The organism is Streptomyces sp. NPDC018026 (assembly GCF_044327745.1).
In the GTDB taxonomy this organism is placed as follows: domain Bacteria; phylum Actinomycetota; class Actinomycetes; order Streptomycetales; family Streptomycetaceae; genus Streptomyces; species Streptomyces rubrogriseus.
Window position 1 is genome coordinate 110,207 of record NZ_JBIRFY010000014.1, and the last position, 19,171, is coordinate 129,377.

The 19,171-nt window shown below is 67.5% G+C and carries 16 protein-coding genes and 1 pseudogene; 7 read left to right on the plus strand and 10 right to left on the minus strand.

Annotation, left to right across the window (positions count from 1 at the left end):
- Nucleotides 1-1,075 precede the first annotated feature (1,075 nt).
- Entirely contained in the window at nucleotides 1,076-1,636 is a 561-nt protein-coding gene (locus ACH4D3_RS32860) for a sigma-70 family RNA polymerase sigma factor (protein WP_398329749.1), read from the plus strand.
- 32 nt (nucleotides 1,637-1,668) lie between these two features.
- Here the strand turns inward: ACH4D3_RS32860 and ACH4D3_RS32865 are convergent.
- Nucleotides 1,669-2,083, minus strand: a pseudogene (locus ACH4D3_RS32865) (creatininase family protein); the annotation flags it as partial.
- Nucleotides 2,084-2,287: 204 nt separating this feature from the next.
- On the opposite strand from ACH4D3_RS32865, the gene ACH4D3_RS32870 reads away from it, so the two are divergent.
- From ACH4D3_RS32870 to ACH4D3_RS32880, 3 genes are read left to right on the plus strand one after another with little or no spacing between them, the layout of a single operon-like run.
- Nucleotides 2,288-3,244: an RNA polymerase sigma factor gene (locus ACH4D3_RS32870; RefSeq protein WP_398329752.1), complete on the plus strand. Its 957-nt coding sequence runs from the start codon at nucleotides 2,288-2,290 to the stop codon at nucleotides 3,242-3,244.
- Between the two features lie 43 nt (nucleotides 3,245-3,287).
- Nucleotides 3,288-3,446: a hypothetical protein gene (locus ACH4D3_RS32875; protein ID WP_398329755.1), complete on the plus strand. Its 159-nt coding sequence runs from the start codon at nucleotides 3,288-3,290 to the stop codon at nucleotides 3,444-3,446.
- Entirely contained in the window at nucleotides 3,443-4,279 is an 837-nt protein-coding gene (locus tag ACH4D3_RS32880) for an N-acetyltransferase (protein WP_398329758.1), read from the plus strand. The genes ACH4D3_RS32875 and ACH4D3_RS32880 overlap by 4 nt, the downstream gene beginning before the upstream one ends.
- Before the next feature lie 147 nt (nucleotides 4,280-4,426).
- Here ACH4D3_RS32880 and ACH4D3_RS32885 read toward each other — a convergent pair whose 3' ends face one another.
- Entirely contained in the window at nucleotides 4,427-5,125 is a 699-nt protein-coding gene (locus ACH4D3_RS32885; RefSeq protein ID WP_398329761.1) for a TetR/AcrR family transcriptional regulator, read from the minus strand.
- A 169-nt stretch (nucleotides 5,126-5,294) separates the two neighbouring features.
- Here ACH4D3_RS32885 and ACH4D3_RS32890 point away from each other — a divergent pair, with 169 nt between their 5' ends.
- Both ACH4D3_RS32890 and ACH4D3_RS32895 read left to right on the plus strand, forming a co-directional pair.
- Nucleotides 5,295-6,794, plus strand: coding sequence for an MFS transporter (locus tag ACH4D3_RS32890; protein ID WP_398329764.1), 1,500 nt, complete (start codon nucleotides 5,295-5,297; stop codon nucleotides 6,792-6,794).
- A complete protein-coding gene (locus ACH4D3_RS32895) occupies nucleotides 6,791-7,723 on the plus strand; it encodes a TauD/TfdA dioxygenase family protein (RefSeq protein WP_398329767.1) in 933 nt (310 codons plus the stop codon). The genes ACH4D3_RS32890 and ACH4D3_RS32895 overlap by 4 nt, the downstream gene beginning before the upstream one ends.
- 522 nt (nucleotides 7,724-8,245) lie before the next feature.
- Here the strand turns inward: ACH4D3_RS32895 and ACH4D3_RS32900 are convergent.
- The gene (locus tag ACH4D3_RS32900) at nucleotides 8,246-9,076 is read right to left on the minus strand and encodes an alpha/beta fold hydrolase (RefSeq protein WP_398329770.1); all 831 of its coding nucleotides are present in this window, start codon (nucleotides 9,074-9,076) and stop codon (nucleotides 8,246-8,248) included.
- 122 nt (nucleotides 9,077-9,198) lie between these two features.
- Nucleotides 9,199-9,948, minus strand: a complete 750-nt coding sequence (locus ACH4D3_RS32905) for a transposase family protein (RefSeq protein ID WP_398329773.1) — start codon at nucleotides 9,946-9,948, stop codon at nucleotides 9,199-9,201.
- A gap of 1,010 nt (nucleotides 9,949-10,958) precedes the next feature.
- On the opposite strand from ACH4D3_RS32905, the gene ACH4D3_RS32910 reads away from it, so the two are divergent.
- Entirely contained in the window at nucleotides 10,959-11,372 is a 414-nt protein-coding gene (locus ACH4D3_RS32910; RefSeq protein ID WP_398329776.1) for an SsgA family sporulation/cell division regulator, read from the plus strand.
- A gap of 233 nt (nucleotides 11,373-11,605) precedes the next feature.
- Here ACH4D3_RS32910 and ACH4D3_RS32915 read toward each other — a convergent pair whose 3' ends face one another.
- From ACH4D3_RS32915 to ACH4D3_RS32940, 6 genes are all read right to left on the minus strand, one after another.
- Nucleotides 11,606-12,334: a GNAT family N-acetyltransferase gene (locus tag ACH4D3_RS32915; RefSeq protein ID WP_398329779.1), complete on the minus strand. Its 729-nt coding sequence runs from the start codon at nucleotides 12,332-12,334 to the stop codon at nucleotides 11,606-11,608.
- Nucleotides 12,335-13,604: 1,270 nt separating this feature from the next.
- Nucleotides 13,605-15,125: a long-chain fatty acid--CoA ligase gene (locus ACH4D3_RS32920; protein ID WP_398329781.1), complete on the minus strand. Its 1,521-nt coding sequence runs from the start codon at nucleotides 15,123-15,125 to the stop codon at nucleotides 13,605-13,607.
- Between the two features lie 184 nt (nucleotides 15,126-15,309).
- Nucleotides 15,310-16,752, minus strand: coding sequence for an MmgE/PrpD family protein (locus ACH4D3_RS32925; RefSeq protein WP_398329784.1), 1,443 nt, complete (start codon nucleotides 16,750-16,752; stop codon nucleotides 15,310-15,312).
- Nucleotides 16,749-17,540 (minus strand): ABC transporter permease, encoded by a 792-nt coding sequence (locus ACH4D3_RS32930; RefSeq protein WP_398329787.1) that lies wholly within the window; start codon nucleotides 17,538-17,540, stop codon nucleotides 16,749-16,751. Before ACH4D3_RS32930 ends, ACH4D3_RS32925 begins: the two co-directional genes overlap by 4 nt.
- The gene (locus tag ACH4D3_RS32935) at nucleotides 17,537-18,346 is read right to left on the minus strand and encodes an ABC transporter permease (RefSeq protein WP_134655959.1); all 810 of its coding nucleotides are present in this window, start codon (nucleotides 18,344-18,346) and stop codon (nucleotides 17,537-17,539) included. The genes ACH4D3_RS32930 and ACH4D3_RS32935 overlap by 4 nt, the downstream gene beginning before the upstream one ends.
- Nucleotides 18,343-19,170 carry an ABC transporter ATP-binding protein gene (locus ACH4D3_RS32940; RefSeq protein ID WP_398329791.1) on the minus strand — a complete coding sequence of 276 codons (828 nt, stop codon included), beginning with the start codon at nucleotides 19,168-19,170 and terminating at the stop codon, nucleotides 18,343-18,345. The genes ACH4D3_RS32935 and ACH4D3_RS32940 overlap by 4 nt, the downstream gene beginning before the upstream one ends.
- Nucleotide 19,171: the final 1 nt, after the last annotated feature.

Genomic DNA, 19,171 nt, shown 5'->3' on the forward strand with positions numbered 1-19,171 from the left:
CGAAATGGCTTTATACGCATAGGACTTGCCTTTCAGGTCAGGCGTCTCCTGGGCACCACGTGCGAGGTCGCCCCACGGTTCACACCAAGCCCCGGTTGCAACCTCGCGAGGATCGACGACCCGTCAGTTGAGATAGAACGTTCGGTATTGACAAACGGAATCACGCTTGGCAAGTTGTACGGATAGAACGTTCGATCTACCTGGTGCCTCGAGGCATCCCACCTCTGGCCCGGCGCGTCGTGCTGGTTCTCCCTTCGTTCCTTGTCGAAAGGTTCAACGTGAGTACTGTTGCTGCCCCGTTCCATGTCATGGACGCGGCTTCCGTGCGGCGACGGCTGTCCTCAGTCCGGGCAGCATGCGCCATCGCCTGGGTCGTGATGCCCACCAAGCGCAGCCCGAGGACGTTCGAGCTGCTCCCCAGGTACACGCTGTTCGACGCGGGTGCGGCCGTCGCCGGCACAAACGCCTCGCACACCACTTAGTCGTCGACACGACTGCACATGTGCATGGCAGTCCACCCCATCGCAAGCGCTCACGCCTGCGTCACCCCGACATCTCCTGCCTCTGTGAGGGTGTGGCGGTGCCTGGGCGGCTGTGCCCAGGCTGACCGGCACATTGCGGTCGTCCCGCGCCACAAGGTGCGCGGCCGGTGGCCGGTTCCGCGGGCCGAGACGTCTCGATGCCGCGCCTGGATCCACCGCTCAGGAAGCCTGGCACAGAGAACGGCGTCCGCGACGCAGTCCGGGTGGCGTCGATGCCTCGGAGCACTTCCATCTCCCACCGACACAATCGGTATAGCGCTCCGGGACTCCGCTCAAACGCGACGGACGACAGACACGCGGTCACCACCACCCTCCTGGTCGCGGAGTCATCCCACGGGACACGAGCGCAGCCCCCTGGGCCTGCCGGCATCCGCCAAGTGGCACCCGTCGGCGCTTGCGTATGCAGCGGCTTCACATTTCAGATCGCACCGGTGTCCTCGACGTCGCGGACACCGGTGTCGAGGACAAGCGCGGACAAGACTCACCCCGGCCGTCCACGGCCGCCCTACACCTGACACCTGACGGAGCACATCGTGAACGTGACGGTTATCGGTTCGGCGAGTGCGGTTTCCCCCGAGGAGCGCGCACTGCGGGATCTCTATGAGCAGCATGGTCCGGCGCTCTACGCATACGTGCTGCGCCTGCTGGGCGGGGACACACACCGCACGGAGGACATACTTCAGGAGACGTTGCTGCGCTGCTGGAGCAAACGTGCGCTGGCTGACAGTGAGGGGATGGCGATACGTCCCTACATGTTCAGGGTCGCCCGCAATCTCGTCATCGACGCCCATCGGAAGCGGATGGCACGGCCGATCGAGGTCGGTGGCGACTCATGGCTGAGTGATATGCCCGTCGAAGCGGACGACATTGACCGGATGCTGTCATCTATAGTGGTCCGGGATGCTGTACGGTCCCTGACTCCGGCACATCGGGAGGCGATCCGAGCGACGATCATCGCGGATCGCACCACGCAGCAGGCAGCTGAATCGCTGGGTGTCCCGCAGGGCACGGTGAAGTCCCGGGTGTACTATGCCCTGCGCAGCCTGAAGTCGATCCTGGACGACAGTCGGACGTGCCAGGCTCCCGGCATCTGATACGCGGCATCGGCGAACAGTCATCGCAAGCCTTAGGGACGACACTTGACAATCGCACCGCGCGCATCCCAGCCAATGTGTCTACCCCGAGCACTCGGCCAGAGACGGTGCAAGCGGGCAGCCGAGGCAATCGGGTAGGAGTCCGTAAGACTCGCCAGCAGTGCCTTGCCCCTCTCCGCCGAGCTCAGCGAGGGCTGGCCCATGACACCGGAATCCGTGTAGGCGGCCATACCAAGGGAGAGCAGTTGCCGCCGGTCATCGGTGGCGCAAACGGCACTCCGGTATCCGGAACGGACATACCCCGGACAGTCATGCGGCAAAATGGAGGTCTCCATTTCTCCTGCGTGCATGTCGGTGAGAAGCGAGGCTTCCCCCCGCCCGCAGCCGTGCCGGCTCCCAGCCCTCCAACGCCGGGAAGAGCGCCACCGGTTCGCCCCGGGCCGTGGCCGTTGCCCGCCCCCACTGTGAACCATGCATGACCGCACGGCCATTCTCACCTGTGGAATCCTTCATCAAGCGGCTTCATGCAGTGAAACGTGTTCGCTTGTCGGCCAGTTCAAGGTTCCCGTGAGTCAGGCAAGGACGCCGGGTGGTGTCCACGCGTTGCGGTGGCTGAGACTCTTATGACATCTATCGATATATTGTCATGGTATGACTGAACTTCTGGCAGCCGGAGCACCGCAGGACGCTGAGCTGGTGCGGGCCGCCCAGGCGGGCGATACCGGCTCGCTCGGCCTGCTGCTGGCGCGACACCGGGCGGGGATGCATGCGGTGGCATTGTCCGTGCTCGGCCAGAACCAGGACGCCGAGGACGCGGTGCAGGACGCGGTGCTGATCGCGCTCCGTCGGCTCGGCGACGTACGGGAACCGGATGCGGTCGGCCCGTGGCTGCGGATGATCGTGCGCAATGTGTGCCGGGCGAAGCTGCGCAAGACGTCGGCGGTTCCGATGGCGGATCCCGCAGCGGCCGCCGCCATGGAGCGGTCGGGTGGTCCACCGGATCCGGCGGAGGTTCTCGACCGCCACGCGTTGCGGGACTGGGTCTGGAATGCCTTGGAAGACCTCTCCCCCGGTCTGCGGCTGGTGACGATGTTGCGCTACTTCACTGGCGTCACGTCCTACGAGGACATAGCGGCGTTGTGCGCCACGCCGGTTGGCACCGTGCGCAGCAGGCTCAGTCAGGCACGCGCAAAGCTGGCCGGTGCGCTGCTCGACTCTGCCGACCGCGTACACGACGATGCCGCCGAGCTCAGCGCGCGCCACCGCAGAGTGGCCGAAGAGACCATGGTGTCCGCGCACCGCGGCGAACTCTCCTCGGCCCTGTCCGACGGCTGGTCGCCACAGGCGGAGGTGGTGTGGCCGACCGGCAGGCATACGGGCATCGGTTACCTGCCTGTCGCGTTCGAGCACGACCTGGCCGACGGCGTACGCCATGAGCTGCTGAACGTGGTGTCCAGCCGCGAGGTGGTCATCTGGGAGGCAGCACTGCTCAGCCCGCCGGAAGACCCCGCCCACTGCCCGCCCACCGTCACGTGGGTGCACTTTCTGGACCGGGACCGCGTTGGGAAGATACGCCTCTACCATCCACGCACCCGCAAAGAGGATTAGACGGCTGGTCGAACTTTTCCCGACCCCACCGCATCTTGTGGGTATGAGCAGGAAGAACGACAGCCCGGAGTGCTCTGCGGCACCCGCACGGCTCACCGGGCTGAGCGAGCGCGGCCGCTTCCGGCGCCTGGACCAGCCGAGCGAGGTCGCCCCCACCGCACTGGTCTTCGTACAGCAGCAAGAGATGGAGACCCGGGCATGACAACGTCCGTACCGCTCGGCTTGGCCGAGCAGACCGAGATCAAGGCATACACCGACTTCACGGCCAGCGCGCCGCCGCCGCTGCGGAAGTCGCTGGGTATCGATTCTCTGCGCGTCGGTTCGGCGCTGGCGCTGGCGATCCGCGAGGATCCGAGCCACTTCTTCAACCGGGCAGGGGGGTTCGCCGAGGACGAGCCGGTCACCGCGGACCTCCTGACGCAGGTCTGCGACTTCTACCGTGAACAGGGTGTGCCGCAGGGCGCTCTCATGATCACGCCGTCGCTGCTGCCCCCGGACTGGACTTCCGTCGTGGGCAAACTGAACCTTTCCCAAGGTGGCCGTTTCGTCAAGTTGGGGTGCGACGTCGAGACCGCGCTGGCCGCCACCGAAGAAGCCGCGGCCCTCGCCCCGGAGCTACGTGTCGGACTGGTCGAAGCCGATCAGGCGCACGAGTTCGCCACGGTCATGATGCCCACCTTCGGGTTCACCTCGCCGGGCCTGACCGACCTGGCCGCGTCGTGCGTGGGCAAGCCAGACTGGCAGCAGTACGCCGTCTGGGAGGGCAAGCGGATGATCGCGGTCGGGAGCATCTTCGTCAACGGCGAGTGTGCGGACATGTTCGGCGGCGCGACGCTTGCGGAAGCCCGGGGGCTCGGCGCCCAGTCGGCACTGCTCGCCGCGCGTGTGCGAGCGGCTCAGGCAGCCGGCTGCCGATGGATCGTCGCCGAGACCGGGGCGGAAGACCCCGGTGACCACAACACGTCCCTCCACAACATGGTCCGCGCCGGATTCGAGCCGTTGTACGAGCGGACTACATGGCTCTGGCGCGGGTAGTGGGCCCAGCAACGCCGGGACAACTTGACGAGTCCGGCCCTGGCCGTGTTCGAGTCCGGCGACCGGGCCTCCCGCGTATCGACAACGCGTGGCGATCGGATCGTCGGTGTGGGTGCGGCGTGCCCGGTCGCAGCTCTGGGCATTGCCTCACCCCGGGGCCGAGGCGGCTCCGGGGGACGTGTCGCAGGTCAGCATGGCCGTGCCGAGGCTGATGACGTGCTCCGCGAGCTCATGCCGCGTCGGTTGATGCAGGTCGGACCTGGTGAGACGGGCTTCCCAGTCGGCCAGCGCATGGGTGAAGAAGCTGACGAGGAGCACGAAGCGCTGCCGGCGCAAAGGCTCGGGCAACTGGCGCAGATGTCGCAGCACGCGTTGCTCGACTTCGACCGCCGCGCTGGTCCAGGGAGTGCCGCGCCGGTATCCGACCGCGTCCGCCAACTGGGGATTGGCGGCTGTCTGAGCGAGGAACCTGGCGTACCAGCTCGGCCGGCGGGGTTCGCCGAGGAGCATTGCCAGCGGCAGCACCAACGCCTCCACCAGAGCGCGCGGGTCTTCACCCCGTCCGTCCGCGTCCGCGTCCCCCAGCATCCGCTCGCGGTGTGTGTTGGCCCGGCTCATCCGGTGCTCGAAGACCGCCGTGAGCAGACCGGACTTGGAGCCGAAGTGGTAGCGCACGGCACCGGTGTTCCGCTGGCCCGCGGCAGCACCGATCTCCCGCAGGGAGACACCGTTAACCCCGCGCTCGGCGTACAGCCGCTCAGCGCACTCGATGAGGGCCAGACGTGTTTCGTCGGCACGAGGGGCCAGGGCCGGCCGGGGGCGCTGCTTCGTGGTGGACGAGGTCATGGGGCGAGTATCACAGCGCTCGCCGGCCACCGGGAGCCGTCCCGAGTCCGGCGTCACATGGGGACACAAACCTGCAATAGCGCGTACATGGACCCCTTCTAACCCACATGGGTTAATCGACGCGTGGAGCAGTCGCCGGTACGGCCGCCTGCGGAGAACAAGGAGTTCAATGACCACGTCCCCCGAGTCCAGGCGCCGGCAGTTGGGCATCCTCGCCGTGCTCGTCCTGCTCACCGAGACGGCACCCCTGGAGCTGAGCCTCGTCTACCCGGCGGCGCACTCGCTCACCGAGTCCTTCGGCAGTTCGGGTGCCGACGCCGTCACGGGTGCCGTGAGCCTGGCGGCCGTGGTGTGCATCCCGCTGCTCGGCAGGATCGCCGATGTCGTGGGCAAGAAGCGGGTACTGCTGTGGTCGGGGGCCGTCTTCGCGGTCGGATCGCTGCTGTGCGCAACGGCCGGATCGTTGGCGTTGCTGCTGCTCGGCCGGGCCCTCCAGGGCGCCGTCGGCGGGGCTCTGGCGGTGGCGTACGCGGTCGTCCGGGACACCTTTCCCCGCCACCGGGTACCGGTCGCCCTGGGCATCGTCTCCAGCGGTATCGGGATCAGTGGGATCACCGCGCCGTTCCTCGGTGGTGCGCTGGTCGACCGCTACGGCTACCACGGGGTCTTCTGGTTCCTGTTCGCACTGAGCGCCGTCGTCCTTCCGCTCGCGGCACTGGCACTGCCCGCCGACCGGCCCTCGACCGGCGTGCCGACCGCTCCCCGCCGGCGCCTCGACGCCGTGGGGGCGCTCCTGCTCGGGCTGTCCGCCGCGGTGCTGATCTGGAGCATCGGCAACGCGGTGCGCACGGGCCGGCCGAACCCCGGCGTCCTGGTGTCGCTGCCCGTGGCGCTGCTCCTGTCTGTGGCCTTCTGGCGACGCGAGTGGGGCAGGTCCGACCCCGCGGTCGACCTCGCCCTGCTCACCGCACCGGCGGTGCGCACCACCCTGCTCACCGCGGTACTCACCACGGCCGGTACGTCGACCGTCGCCTATCTGCTGCCTCAACTCCTGCAGACCCCGCGCCATGCGGGACTCGGTTACGCCTTCGGGCTTACGGCGCTGGCCGCGGCCGGCTGGACCTTCACCTCGGGGCTCGGCTCGCTCGCCGGAGGGCCGGTCGGCGGTCTGCTGGCCCGGCGGCGAGGCCCGCGCAGTACGGCGCTGGCGGCACAAGTACTCGTCGCGGCCGGTGCCCTCGGCTTCGCCGCCCTGCCCGGCCAACGCGGTGTCGTCCTGCTGCTCGCGCTGGTGTTCGGCGTGGGCACCGGGCTCGCCTATGTCGCCTTGGCCAACCTCATCACCGACGCCGTGCCGGACGAGCGCGCTGCCACGGGCACCGCACTGATCGCGGTCGCCAATCAACTCGGAGCGGCCACCGGGGCATCGGCACTGGCTTCGGTACGCACCCTCTATCCGGTCGGGTCGGACGATTCGCTCTTCGCCGGCACGGGCTACCGACTCGCCTTCGTCCTGGCGGCCGGTGTCGCTCTGCTGGCCCTGTTGACCACGCTGTGTATGCGGCACGGTCGCGCTCCGGCCACCGGCGGTGCCGTCACCGCACACCGCAACGACCTCTCCGTGACCCCCTTCATGGAGAACGGACTCACCAAGGAGACACTGACATGACGACGCAGACCGAACCGCCCGGACAGTCCGCTGCCGCGCGTACCGCACGGGCCCTCCGTCCGACTCTGTTCACAGGGGAGTTCCGCCCCGTCGGCACCGGCGAGCCGTACGAGCACTTCGACCTGGTTCCCCGATCCCGGCTGATCGGTGCCGAGGTTCGCGGCATCGACCTCGCCGAGGGACCGACGACAGAGGTGGTCGACGAACTCAAGCGCGCGCTGCTGGAGTGGAAGGTGCTCTTCTTTCGCGACCAGCGGCTGACTGCCCGCCAGCAGGCCGGCCTGGCTCGTAGCTGGGGCGAGCTGGAGGACCACCCCTTCCTGCCCAAGGCCGAGATCCCCGAGGTGGTCCGGCTCGAACACGACGCGTCACACCCCGGAACCGAGAACATCTGGCACAGCGACGTCAGCTTCAGAGCGACACCGCCGATGGGATCCATACTCCGCGCCGTCGAGGTGCCCGAGATCGGTGGAGACACCCTGTGGGCGGACATGACCGCCGCATATGAGGGGCTCCCCGAGGACGTCCGCGATCGCATCGACGGACTGACCGCCCTCCACGAGATCCCGACTGTGGCGGAGGACGCCAGGGGCGAGGTGGCGAAGAACATCCGGGCGGCGCGAGCCCGTACCAAGCCCGTGGAGCACCCCGTGGTCCGCACCCACCCCGACACCGGCCGGAAGATCCTGTACGTCAACGCGGTGTTCACCACCGCGATCGCCGGTGTGCCGGAGGCGGAGAGCAACTCCCTGCTGGACATGCTGTTCCGGCAGGCGGAACATCCCGAGTACCAAGTTCGTTTCCAGTGGGAGCCCGGGGCGATTGCCTTCTGGGACAACCGCGCGACGCAACATTACGCGGTCAGCGACTACTACCCCGACTTCCGCCTAATGGAACGCGTCACCATCATCGGCGACCGCCCCTTCTGACTCTCGCCGTCCTCGAACACGGCCCTGCGGTGACTCCGTTGCCCGGCGAGACATCCTCCCGCCCCTCACGGCAGCCATGGCACCCCGACAGGGGAAGGGGGCAGACAGGATCAGGACCGGTTGTGCGCCCGCGCCGCCATCCTCTCCGCGTACTCCGAGCTATGCGTGTACGACGTCGGCCGGCGCCTCTGCCACCACAAGGCCAGCACTGTGCCGGCCGCGGACACAAACAGAACCGCCGGAATCACCCAGCACTGCGGTTCAGACGGGCAATCGGGCATGACGTAACTCCGCTCGGGGACAGCCGGGAAGGATGAGGTGATGCGGGATGCCTCCGGGACAGGGACTTCACGGAGACGGCGCCATTCGACGTGGCCCGCAGAGCGCGGGCCACAAGACGGTCAGGCAGCCATCGCCAGGGGCGGCATGGTTACCCCGTAGTCGGCCTGAGCCCAGGTCGCCCAGGGGGTCACGCCGTGGCCGGGGAAGGTGGACCTTCCCCGGCCACGGCGTGAGGGTGTGTCAGCGGGTGCCGCGGTCCGCCTGCTTGACCAGGTCCGCGACCGCCTTGGGGTGACTGACCATGGCGGCGTGCGAAGAATTGATTTCGACGGCGTGGGCTCCGATGCGCTTGGCCTCCCAGCGCTGGAGGTTGGTGCTGTTCGCATGGTCCTGCTTGGCGATCAGGAACCACGAGGGAATGGTCCTCCATGCGGCAGCTGTGGCGGGCTCGTTGAGCGTCGCTATGTCGACCGGCTCCTGCGTGTCCGCCATGTCGGCTGCCAGGGTCGGATCCACGTCCGCGGCAAACGTCTCGCGGAACTTGGCCGGGTCGATGTACGCGTCGCTGCCTCGGGTCCCGTCCGGCTTGGTGAACTCCACCTGCTTCAGCGGGAGAGCCGGCGCGGGGTTGTCCACCGGGTGGGCCTTCAGGTCGGCCAGGGACTCGCCGACATCCGGGACCGAGGCTGCCACGTAAACGAGGGCCTTGACGTCCGGGTCACCCGCGGCTGCCTGGGTGATGACCGCCCCGCCGTACGAGTGACCGGCCAGGATGATGGGTCCATCGATGCTGTTGAGGAAGTCCCGAACGTAGGCAGCGTCGCTGGCGAGGCCACGCAGCGGGTTGCTGGCCGCGCGGACCGGGTAGCCCTCCTTGCGCAGGCGGTCCATCGCGCCGTACCACCCGGAGGAGTCCGCGAAGGCTCCGTGGACGAAGACGACGGTCGGCTTGGGCTTCTCGACGTGGTGGTCGCCGCCGCCGGCAGCTGCGGCGGCGGGAATGTAGACAGCTGCCGCGGTCGCAAGAGCGGTGGCGACGACCGCGGACCGCCGGATTGAAGGCAGGATCACTGGAACCTCATCCTAAGTAGATAGAACGTTCACTCTCTTTAGAGCAGAGTCGCACGACATCCGGCCAATCAGCAAGGCAGAACGTTCTTTCTACTGTGTGATGATCGCAACAGTGAGCTCTTTCAGCGTTGCCGCTCGAGTGTGAGGACGGCCTTGGCGATTGACGTCATTCGATTCGGGCTGCAGCGGGATCGGTGGAAGATGCGCCAGGACTTCAACCGGGCCATGCCACGCTCGACGGGTGCGCGGGCGGTGGCGAGAGTCCGGTTGACGGTCCGCTGCGTCGTGGTGAGTTCGCCGCCAGGTGGGCGTTTGAGTCCGGTGGTCACCCATGGGCCGGCTCCTTGGCAGGCGCGGTCGGCAAGGATTGGTACGCCCTGACGTTCGCAGATCCGGATGATCTTGTGGGTGCGGGCAGCGGTCAGGTCGTGGGCCCGTCCAGGCAGGGCTGGTGAGATCCACAGGATGTCTCCGGTGTGGTCGGTGACGACCTGGACGTTTACACCGTGGCGGCGATGCTTGGCCGAGTAGTCCGCGGTGCCGTCCCCGATGCGGTCACACTCGGCGAGGGTGCCATCCAGCAGGGCGAAGTCCGGGTTGCTCTCCCGCAGCACCTTCAGCAGGCCGGGCGCCCTCTCGGCGAGCAGGCCGGTGGCCCGGCGCACGTAGGCGTGAGCCGTTCCGACCGAGATCCCGAAAGCGACGGCGATTGGGGCCAGTGACTCGTGCTTGCGCAGGTACACCAGCGCGACCAGGGCACGCCGGTGCGGCGGAAGCTTGCAGCGGCGTTCACCCTCGCGGGTGACGGTGAGCATGGTCAGCCGCTCGACCACGGCGTGCGGGAGGTCGAGTACGGCAGGATGGGGAACCAACAAGGCTCCTGTGCTGGTGGGTTGAGACTTCGAACACCTCCCTCAACGGCGCGGGAGCCCTGTGCGTTGCGACTCACCGACTCGTCACCCGATCGATGGCCACTCTGAAAGAGCTCGGTTATCCGCGTTGAGCGGCCGTCACCCGTCGGACGGCCAACGGTCTCCCCCGCGTCCAGCATCCCAACACACGGCGCCGACCCCTACGGAGCGACGAATTCCGCCCACGCGGCGCAACCTTCGGCGCCAACTCTCCAGCCATGAGCGAGTGCGGCCACAATCTCCAGCCCCCACTCCCTCAGAGCGTCCGGATCCGCACTACGAAGAAGAGCGGGCGCGGAGCTGGAATCGGAGACGTCAATGATCACTCTGCAGACCGTCTCCACAATGCTCAGCTTGACACAATCGCAGCCGTATTCAATTGCCTTCGCCGCGATTTCGGATGCGACCAATTGGACGTCGCCATCAACCGAATCCCCGATACCCCCGAGCCGCAGGACCGACGCCGCGGAGGCCGAATATCGGACACCGCGGACGACTCGCGAGGAACGACAGCCTCGAAGGAGTGGTGCGCTTGCTTGGGCAACAGGTTGGGCGACACAGCGAGCCTCCCCGGGTCACCCGACATGCGAGCCTCTGGAGCGCAAGCGTGTCTGACCAGGAGTAGTGCTGTATGTAGCGTTCACTATACAGCATTTTCGCACAATGGCAAGCCGCGGAGCGAGATCGCGCGCGCATCTATCGAGATTGCATTACCTGGCGGTAACAGAAAGCCGTACAGATGCCGCGTATCGCATGCCGGACAGGCATTCAATGACCTAAGTCACGAACAGCGGATGTTCTCTTTTCCTTTCGCCCGGCGTAAGTTCTTCGCCGGTCCGGCCGCGACTCACGGCAAGTGGTGGAGCAGGGCGGCGAACTGGTCCGTCATCAGTCATACAGAACGCACTGCAGCACAGGAGCAGTCGCACCACTGGGCCCCGACCTCGACACCCGTTCAATGGAGTATCAGCATGCCCCTCACAGAACTTGACTGCGCACTACAGCTCGTGGTGACCGCAGACCGAAGCGTTCCTGTGTCTGCCCGATTTTCCTACCGCGTACAGGACCCGTACAGCGTTCATGTCACCTTCTACGTCGAGGGATTCACCCCAGTCAGCTGGGTTTTTGCCCGCGATCTCCTGGCGGACGGTGCCGTCCGGCCGAGCGGTCTCGGTGATGTGCGGATATGGCCGGAGAGAACGGAGCACTCGGACTCCATCTGGCTCGAGTTGACCTCTCCGCACGGTCGGGCGCTGCTCACCATGCCTGCGGAAACGATGACGCCGTGGCTGGCGCGGACCCATATCCTGGTGCCGGCGGGCTCCGAGGAAGCAGCACTGGATCTCGACGGCGAGTTGTCCCGGCTGTTGGACGAAGTCGCATAGGGGGCTTGATGCCGACCCCTGGACGTGGGTCATCCGGCCGATCCCGGCGTCGCGAGGGACGGGATCGGCGGTACGGGCCCCGTATCCGCCGCGAGCCGGCTGTCGGCGACCTGCCCCGGCACGGCACCACCCGTGCGGGGATCCAGTACGCCCTACCCCGGGTCCTGAACGGCCCCCTGCCTCCGTGACGAGCAAAACCTCTTCGCTCTGCGAAGAAGTACTGAGCTGCTACCTCATCTGCCGATACCGTCCCCCACACGGATCAGCGCCTCCGCGGTCGCTCCGGCCGTGTACTTCACTGCGGCGTCCAGGCCCCGCAGGATCGACAGCATCCGTACGTTGCTCCTGCCCGTTGAGGCCGATATCACCCGGCAACCGGGTGCAACGGTACGAGCCAGACCCGCCACGTAGCTGACGAGGGCCGGGCCGAGTCCCTCCCCCTGCCATGAGTCCTCAACCAGCACGGCAAGCTCGCGGACCTGCAGCTCCGATGTGCGCATCAGGTGCGTGAGAGCGACTACTCGCGACGGGTTGTCGGCCGGAACGGTGACCAGGGTGAGTCCGAGGGCCCGGTCGCAAAGAGTCGCCCATTCTCGGTGCGACAGGCTCCGCCGGGCGGCACCGTATCGGGCATACCGCGACTCGAGCGAGCACTTGGCATGCATCTCGTTGACCGCTTCGTAGTCGTCGGCGACCGCGGGTCGGGTCAACGTGACGCGATCGGTGCGCGTGGCCATGCGAACCGACGGGAGATCGAGGGTTGCCGACGCCGGAAAGGCTGCCTGTTGCGGCCTCGCGAGCGGGGAACGCCGTGCGACCTTCACGTCGGCCGGCCTTCGGCTGACACTGCGACAGGAGACCCCCGGGCTGGTTCTGGTCGCCATCATCCACTCTCCTCCCCGCTCCAGCGCGACGAGCGCGGCCGCACCGACGGACACCAGACCGGTGATTCGACGAGCCATGGGATCGAACACCTCTCGCGTAACGAACGTTCTACCTTGCCGAACTCTCGCAAGATCGCAAGCCGGTGTCAAGACCGAACGTTCTCCACCCTCACCGCAATGAACCTCTCGCCCTACGCATCCGTCGTATCCAGCGAAGTACGTGTCGGTACCTGGGTCGATCACGCCTAGGGGCGGGCTACCACATCGTCGATTCAAAAAGTGCCGGGCATCAATTCACGCAGTAGGCGTGACCGCGCTCGCAGAAGATAGGGTGCTATGTCAGATTTTGAGTCAAGGGCCGTTGCAGATGACCGGGGCGAGACGCGACAGCGGGGTCAGGTGCGCAGAAGTGCCGCGGCAGCTTGGCAAGGCATACGCTCCGCAATGTCGTCAGGGCTGCGCTACGCTCAGTCGCCGCGCGGTCGACAAGTGATAGGCCAGGTTCTCGTCGTGGCCGCAGTCGCGACGGTTGCCGGGGTCGTCACGGGCGGGCCCGGTGCCGCCGTCGTTCTCGCCGGCTACGGAGCGTACCGGGGTGCACGGCTTGCACTCCGAAATCGCCAAGGACAGACCTCCGGTCAGGCTTCGGCTCAACCAGCGGATCAGGCACCGCACACACCTGCTGGGGCCGCCCATACTCCTGCGGCGTCGGTCGGCACGGGGCCAACTGCGCCTACTCCCGGTGATGAGTGGCGCGCCACGCTGCAGGCAGAGATGCATGCCGCCGTGCGGAGGGCACTGGATGCGCGGGAGCGGGAGCGGGAGCAAACACATTCCGCAGGCCCCGTCCCTCTGCCCAATTGGCCGCTGACCGACCATGCGACAGAAATGCTGAGTGTACTGGCGGAGAGGCGGGAGCAAGCACAGTCTGCGGGCGCAGCCTCGGGACCCCTGTCCGTGGACGCCGGTGAACTCCTGCCCGCGTCCTCCAACAGCCGGCCCACGGCAAACAGGCGAGGTGCCGGGCGGCCCGCAGCAGGGGCTGTCGACTCGCGCCCTGTGCCCCGGCGCCGACACTCCCGGTAGGCACTCGCACCGACGTCACCCACGGACCGGGGCACGCGACGGTTGTGCGGCAAGGACGTCCACCGGGTCCCGACCGGGCAGGACGACGTTGACTTCGCTCGGCATAGTCATGAACGCAACGCCCGCTTGTCATCCTGCCCGACCCTGCCCAGGAGCACCTTCCGCCCCCCCTGGGGTGCCGTCCTCTCGCGTCGCACCCTCGTCATCGGCTGAGCCGTCTCCCGTCGGCCGGGACCGGAGACGGCGTCACCTGCTCGCTCCGTCAGATCTCCCGCTTGAGGATCTTGCCGGTCGCGGTCAGCGGCAAGGAGTCGCAGAACTCGACGATGCGCGGGTACTTGTACGCCGCAATGCGCTCTTTGGCCCAGGCGACGATGTCTGCCTCGCCGACATCGTCGTGGCCCTTCTTCCTGACGATGACCGCCTTGATCTCTTCACCGTGGGAATCGTGCGGGACACCGATCACCGCGGCCAGTGAGACGGCCGGGTGTGTCATCAGCAGGTCCTCGATCTCGCGCGGGTACACGTTGAAGCCGCCCCGCAGGATCATGTCCTTGACACGGTCGACGATGTAATAGAAACCCTCCGTGTCCCTCCTGGCGAGGTCGCCGGTACGGAACCAGCCGTCCTTCATCGCCTCGGCGGTCGCCTCGGGACGGCCGTAGTATCCCTTCATCACGTTGTGGCCCTTGATCACTATCTCGCCGACCTCGTCGGGGTGGTCGGGCACGTCTGACCAGTCCCGGGCGATCAGCTTCATGTCGACGCCCGGGATCGGTATGCCGATCGACCCGACCCGGGGCTCCTGGCCGAGGACCGAGAACGACGCCACCGGCGAGGTCTCCGACAGGCCGTATCCCTCGAGAACGGTCACCCCGAACCTGGTCCCGAAGTCCTTGTGCACCTCGCCGGGCAGTGCCGAGCCACCGGACACCGCCATCCGCAGCCGGGCCGCCAGCGCGGAGACGTCCACGCCGTCGTCCAGCGCGCCGAGCAGGCCCCAGTACATGGTCGGCACGCCCGCGAAGAACGTGACGGTCTCGTTGAGCATCACGGTCAGCGCGGCCCGCGCGTCGAACCGGGGCAGCATGACGAGCGTGCCGCCGAAGGCGACCGCACCGTTCTGGATGACCGTTTGTCCGAACGAGTGGAACAGCGGCAGCACACACAGATACGTGTCCGGCCGTGCCTCGTCGATGGCGAAGATCTCCTTGCCGGCCAGCGCGTTGTCCCTCATGTTGCGGTGCCGCAGCTCCGCGCCCTTGGGCCGGCCGGTGGTGCCCGAGGTGTAGAGGATCACCGCGGTGTCGTCGTCGGAGACGTCGGCCGGCTCGAACTCGGACGGCTGGTCCGCCCAGGGCATGTGGTCCGGCGCGGCCGGCATGTGGAACAGGCTGCGGCACGTGCGGCTGTCCTCGTACGCCTCTTTCGCCCACTCGCCGATGGGGAGGTCCGCCGTGCCTTCGAAGGCGAAGTAGGCGACCGCGTCGGAATCGTCCAGGTGGTAGGCGATTTCGCGGGGCTTGAGGAGCACGTTCAGCGGCACGACTGTCGCGCCTGCCTTGAGGATGCCGTAATAGACGATCGTGAAGTACGGCAGGTTCGGGCACGACAGGGCGACCTTGTCGCCCGGACGCACCCCGTCGCCCACGAGCAGATTGGCGACCTGGTTCGATGCCCCGTCGAGTTGGGCATAGGAAAGTCGGCCGTCGCCGAACACGATCGCCGTACGGTCGGGATGCTTCTCGGCGGTCGATTCCAGCAAGTCGGCGAGATTCGCCACGGGAGTCCTGCCTTTCAAGGGTGTTTGCTCTGGTCGTGTGTGAGATCGGAGAGCCCGGGGATGTCGGGCATGGCTCATAGGGGGTGCCGCGGGCAGCACGCGACCGGCCTCATCCTCCGAGGCCACCGTGGCGGCTTCCCGGCTCATGGAGAGACGGGGCTCGATCGCTGTTGTCTTTCCTGGGTCACAGCGACACGGCGAGAGCGGGAACGCAGGCCGCGAGATCGCCGATCAGAACGGAGGTGTCGGGCAGGGAGTCGAGGCCGAGCACCCTCTCTTCGACGCGGTCCCACCGGGCGGAGATGTCGATCGACTCGGCCAGACGACGTGCCTTCGTCACGACGTCGCCGTTCGGCAGGGGCCGGGTCGGCCCGCCCAGGGGGCCGTCGACCTCGATCTCCACGCGGTCCCCGCCGTGCGAGGTCAACCACATGCGGGCGCGGAAACGGTCCTGGGGCCGGTCGAAGTCTTCGCAGTGGTTGACCTCCACGCGGTCCAGCAGCGACCAGACATCGTCGGCACGGATGCGGTCCCGGGTGAACTGCTCAGCGAGAACCTGGCCGTCCAACAGGGCCACCGCGACGGCGTACCCGATGTTCATCTGGGCGCCGATGGTCTCCAGCGGGGGCACGGGTCTCCACCACCCGTGGTGGTAGGCGGCGTGGGAGACCTCGACCGAGATCGAGGCGATGTTCTCGGGTCGGATTCCGCGCGAACGGGCCCGCAGGGCGCATTCGATGGGGGCATGGGTGGCGGCCATCGCGGCGTATGGCTTCACACCCGTGTCCATGAGCACCCACTCCTCGCCCAGACCGTCGGTGATGAGTTCCGCACGAGGGGCGTGCCCTTCGCCGAATGCGGCGAGGAAGCCACCGTACTCGCGCTCGTACACACGCTTGATCCCGGTGTAGCCGGCCTCCGCGAGTGCCGCCGCGTACAGGCCGTTCCGGGAGGAGAAGCCGTGGTGCATCCGTTTGGACATGGCCTCGTACTGGGCGGCCATCAGGCCGGCGGACTGCGTCGCGGCCAGGCCCAGCGCGTCCTCGACCCGCGCCGCGTCTAGTCGGCGCAGCCACGCCGAGGTCGCGGCGCTCGCATGGGTGCCGAACACCGCGCCGGAGTGCCAGCCCCGGGAAAGCATCTCGGCGCCGTGCAACGCCAGTCCGACCCGTGGACCGACCTCGTAACCGGCGATCAGTGCCGTGAGCAGTTCCCGCCCGGAGACCGGCCGGCCGAGCCCGGCGATCGTGCTGAGGGCACTCGGGACGGTCAGTGAGTTGCTGTGCAGCGGTGCGCGCACGTGGTAGTCGTCGAGTTCGAAGCCCTGAATGAACGTGCCGTTCAGCAGGCACGCCGCCGGTGCCGACGTGGTGACGCCCCGTCCCAGCACCGGTACATCGCCCGCACCCTCCAGTGCGAGCACGGTGTCGACGGCCAGCTCCGACCAGGGCAGGCGGGCACCGACCAGCGCGCACGCGAGTCCGTCGAGAAGGAGGTGTCCCGCCCGTTCGCGCACGTCCTGCGGTACGTCCTCGTACCGGAGGTCAGCGATCCAGGTCGCCAGCAGGCCCGTCACGCCGTCGGGGTCGCTGGGGTCGCCGGCCGCCCCGCAGGAATCGGCGGTCACGCCGTCACCTCGTAGCGGCGGCGCACCCGGGATGCCAGTTGCTGCAGGGCCAGGGTCGGCACGAGCGCGAGAACGCCGATCAGAATGACCTGGCCGATGATGTTCTCCACTCGCGCGAGCGAGAGGTTGCGCAGCAACTCGTAGCCGAGCCCCGAGGAGCCCGCGAACATCTCCGCCAGTACCAGTCCGATCAGGGTGAGGCCGAAGCACAGGCACATGCCCGACGCGAGGGACGGCAGAACGCTGGGGGTCACTATGCGCCGCAGCAGGGACCATCGCGACATGCCGAGACCGGCCGCCATCTTCAGATGCAGGCGGTTCACCCCGGCGGTGGCTTCGCCCATGATGAGGAACATCGGAAGAACACCCGAGACGAACGCGAAGGCGCCTCTGCTGAGGTCCCCGATCCCCAGGAAGAGCAGGAAGACGGGATACAGGACGATCTTGGGGACGCTGTTCAGGGCGTACACCAGCGGCAGGGCCGCCCGCGACCAGAAGGCGCTCAGCCCCAGCAGCATGCCGGTGACCGATCCCACGACGATCACCGCGACATAGGAGAGGAGGAGCACCCGGGCGCTGTCGGAAACACTGCTCATGAACCGGGGATCGCCGACGTCCGACCACAGGCTGCCCAGGGCTTGCCCGGGTCCGGGATAGACGGTGCTGTCGGCGAGCGCCGCCGTCACCGTCCAGAGCGCCACGATCGCCGCGGCGAGGAGCAGCGGAGGAAGCCACGCGGGGCCCTGACCGCGTCGGATCGCCGGCGCCGGCGTAGGAGTCGTACTCATCGTCGCCTCCAGTCGAATGCGCGCAGCGCCGCGCCGAGCGCGAGGTTCGCCAGCAGGGCGAAGACGCTGACGAAGACGATGCCGGCGTACATGTCAACGGTATTGAAGTTGTTGTAGGCCCGGTTGACCACCTGGCCGAGCCCTGTGGTCGCGAGGATGAACTCCGCCGCGAGCACGGCGATGATCGCGTAGGCGAGGCCGAGTTTCAGGCCCACGAGGATGTCGGGCAGGGCCGCGGGCAGCATGATCTTGCGCAGTCGCTGTCTCCGTGTCATCTCGAGCGAGCGGGCGAGCTTGGTGGCTATGGGTGGTACCGACTCGAAGCCAACCAGTGCGTTGGAGACGACGATCACGACGCTGAACAGCGTGGCCAGCAGGACGATCGGGACGACGCCTGTCCCGAACATCACGACCATCACCGGGTACAGCGCGAAAATCGGGAGGGCGTAGAAGACGTTGACGTACGGCTTCACGGCGCGGTGCACCCAGCGCGAACGCGCCATCGCGTAGGCGACGGCGACGCCGGCCACCGCAGAGACGGCGAAGCTCAGGCAGATGAGCAGGACGCTTCGCAGCAGCGCGTCGACGACGAAGCCGGGATCCTTGAGCATCTCGACCGCCCGGGAGACCATCTCGCTGACCGGGATGAGGTCCAGTCGCGAGACCGCGCCCGAGCGTGCGTACCACTCGATGGCGACCACGGCCGCGGCGACGAGCACGAGTGTCCACGCCGCGGACGGCAGTCCGGCCACCCGCCGGGGTGTCGGCCGCACGTACGAGGGGACGACGGAGGAACGTGTCTTCATCGTGTGCTCCTCGTCCCGACCATGGCCACTTCGGCCTCCTTGCGGATCTGCGCCCAGATCCGCTCCTGGGCCGCCGTGGCCGACGGTTCCGACAGGGCCGCGTGCGCACGCGGGCGGGGCAGGTCGATGGCGACCTCGTCGATGAACGTGCCGGGCCTGCGGCCCATCACCAGCACCCGGTCCGACAGCAGTACGGCCTCCTGAATGCTGTGGGTGATGAACAGGACGCCGCACCCGATCGACTCCACGACACGGAGGAGTTCCTCGGCCATCAGCATGCGGGTCTGTTCGTCGAGCGCGCCGAACGGCTCGTCGGCGAGAATGAGGTCCGGGTCGGTCGACATGGCTCGCGCCATGGCGACACGCTGCCGCATACCGCCCGACAGCTGTGCGGGATAGTGGTTCTCGAAGCCGCCCAGCCCGACGATCTCGACGAGTTCCCTGGCACGTTCCCGACGTTCCCTGCGCCCGACGCCGCGCACTTCGAGTGCGAACGCCACGTTGTCGACGACCGTGCGCCACGGGAGGGTCGCGGATTCCTGGAAGACGATCGCGGTGCGCCGCCGGGGGCCGGTCAGCGGTGCGCCGTCCACCTCGACGGAGCCGCGGGCCGGGTCCTGCAGGGCGCCGATGATCTCGAGCAGGGTCGATTTGCCGCACCCGCTGGGTCCCACGATCGACACGAACTCGCCGCGCTCCATGGTGAGGTCGACGGGCCCGAGTGCGTGTACGGCGCCGAAGTGCTGCTCAACGCCTTCTACCCGCACGATCGGAGCCAGTGAGGTGGACAGGATGTCGTGCTGTTGTCTCGTCTGAGCGTTCATC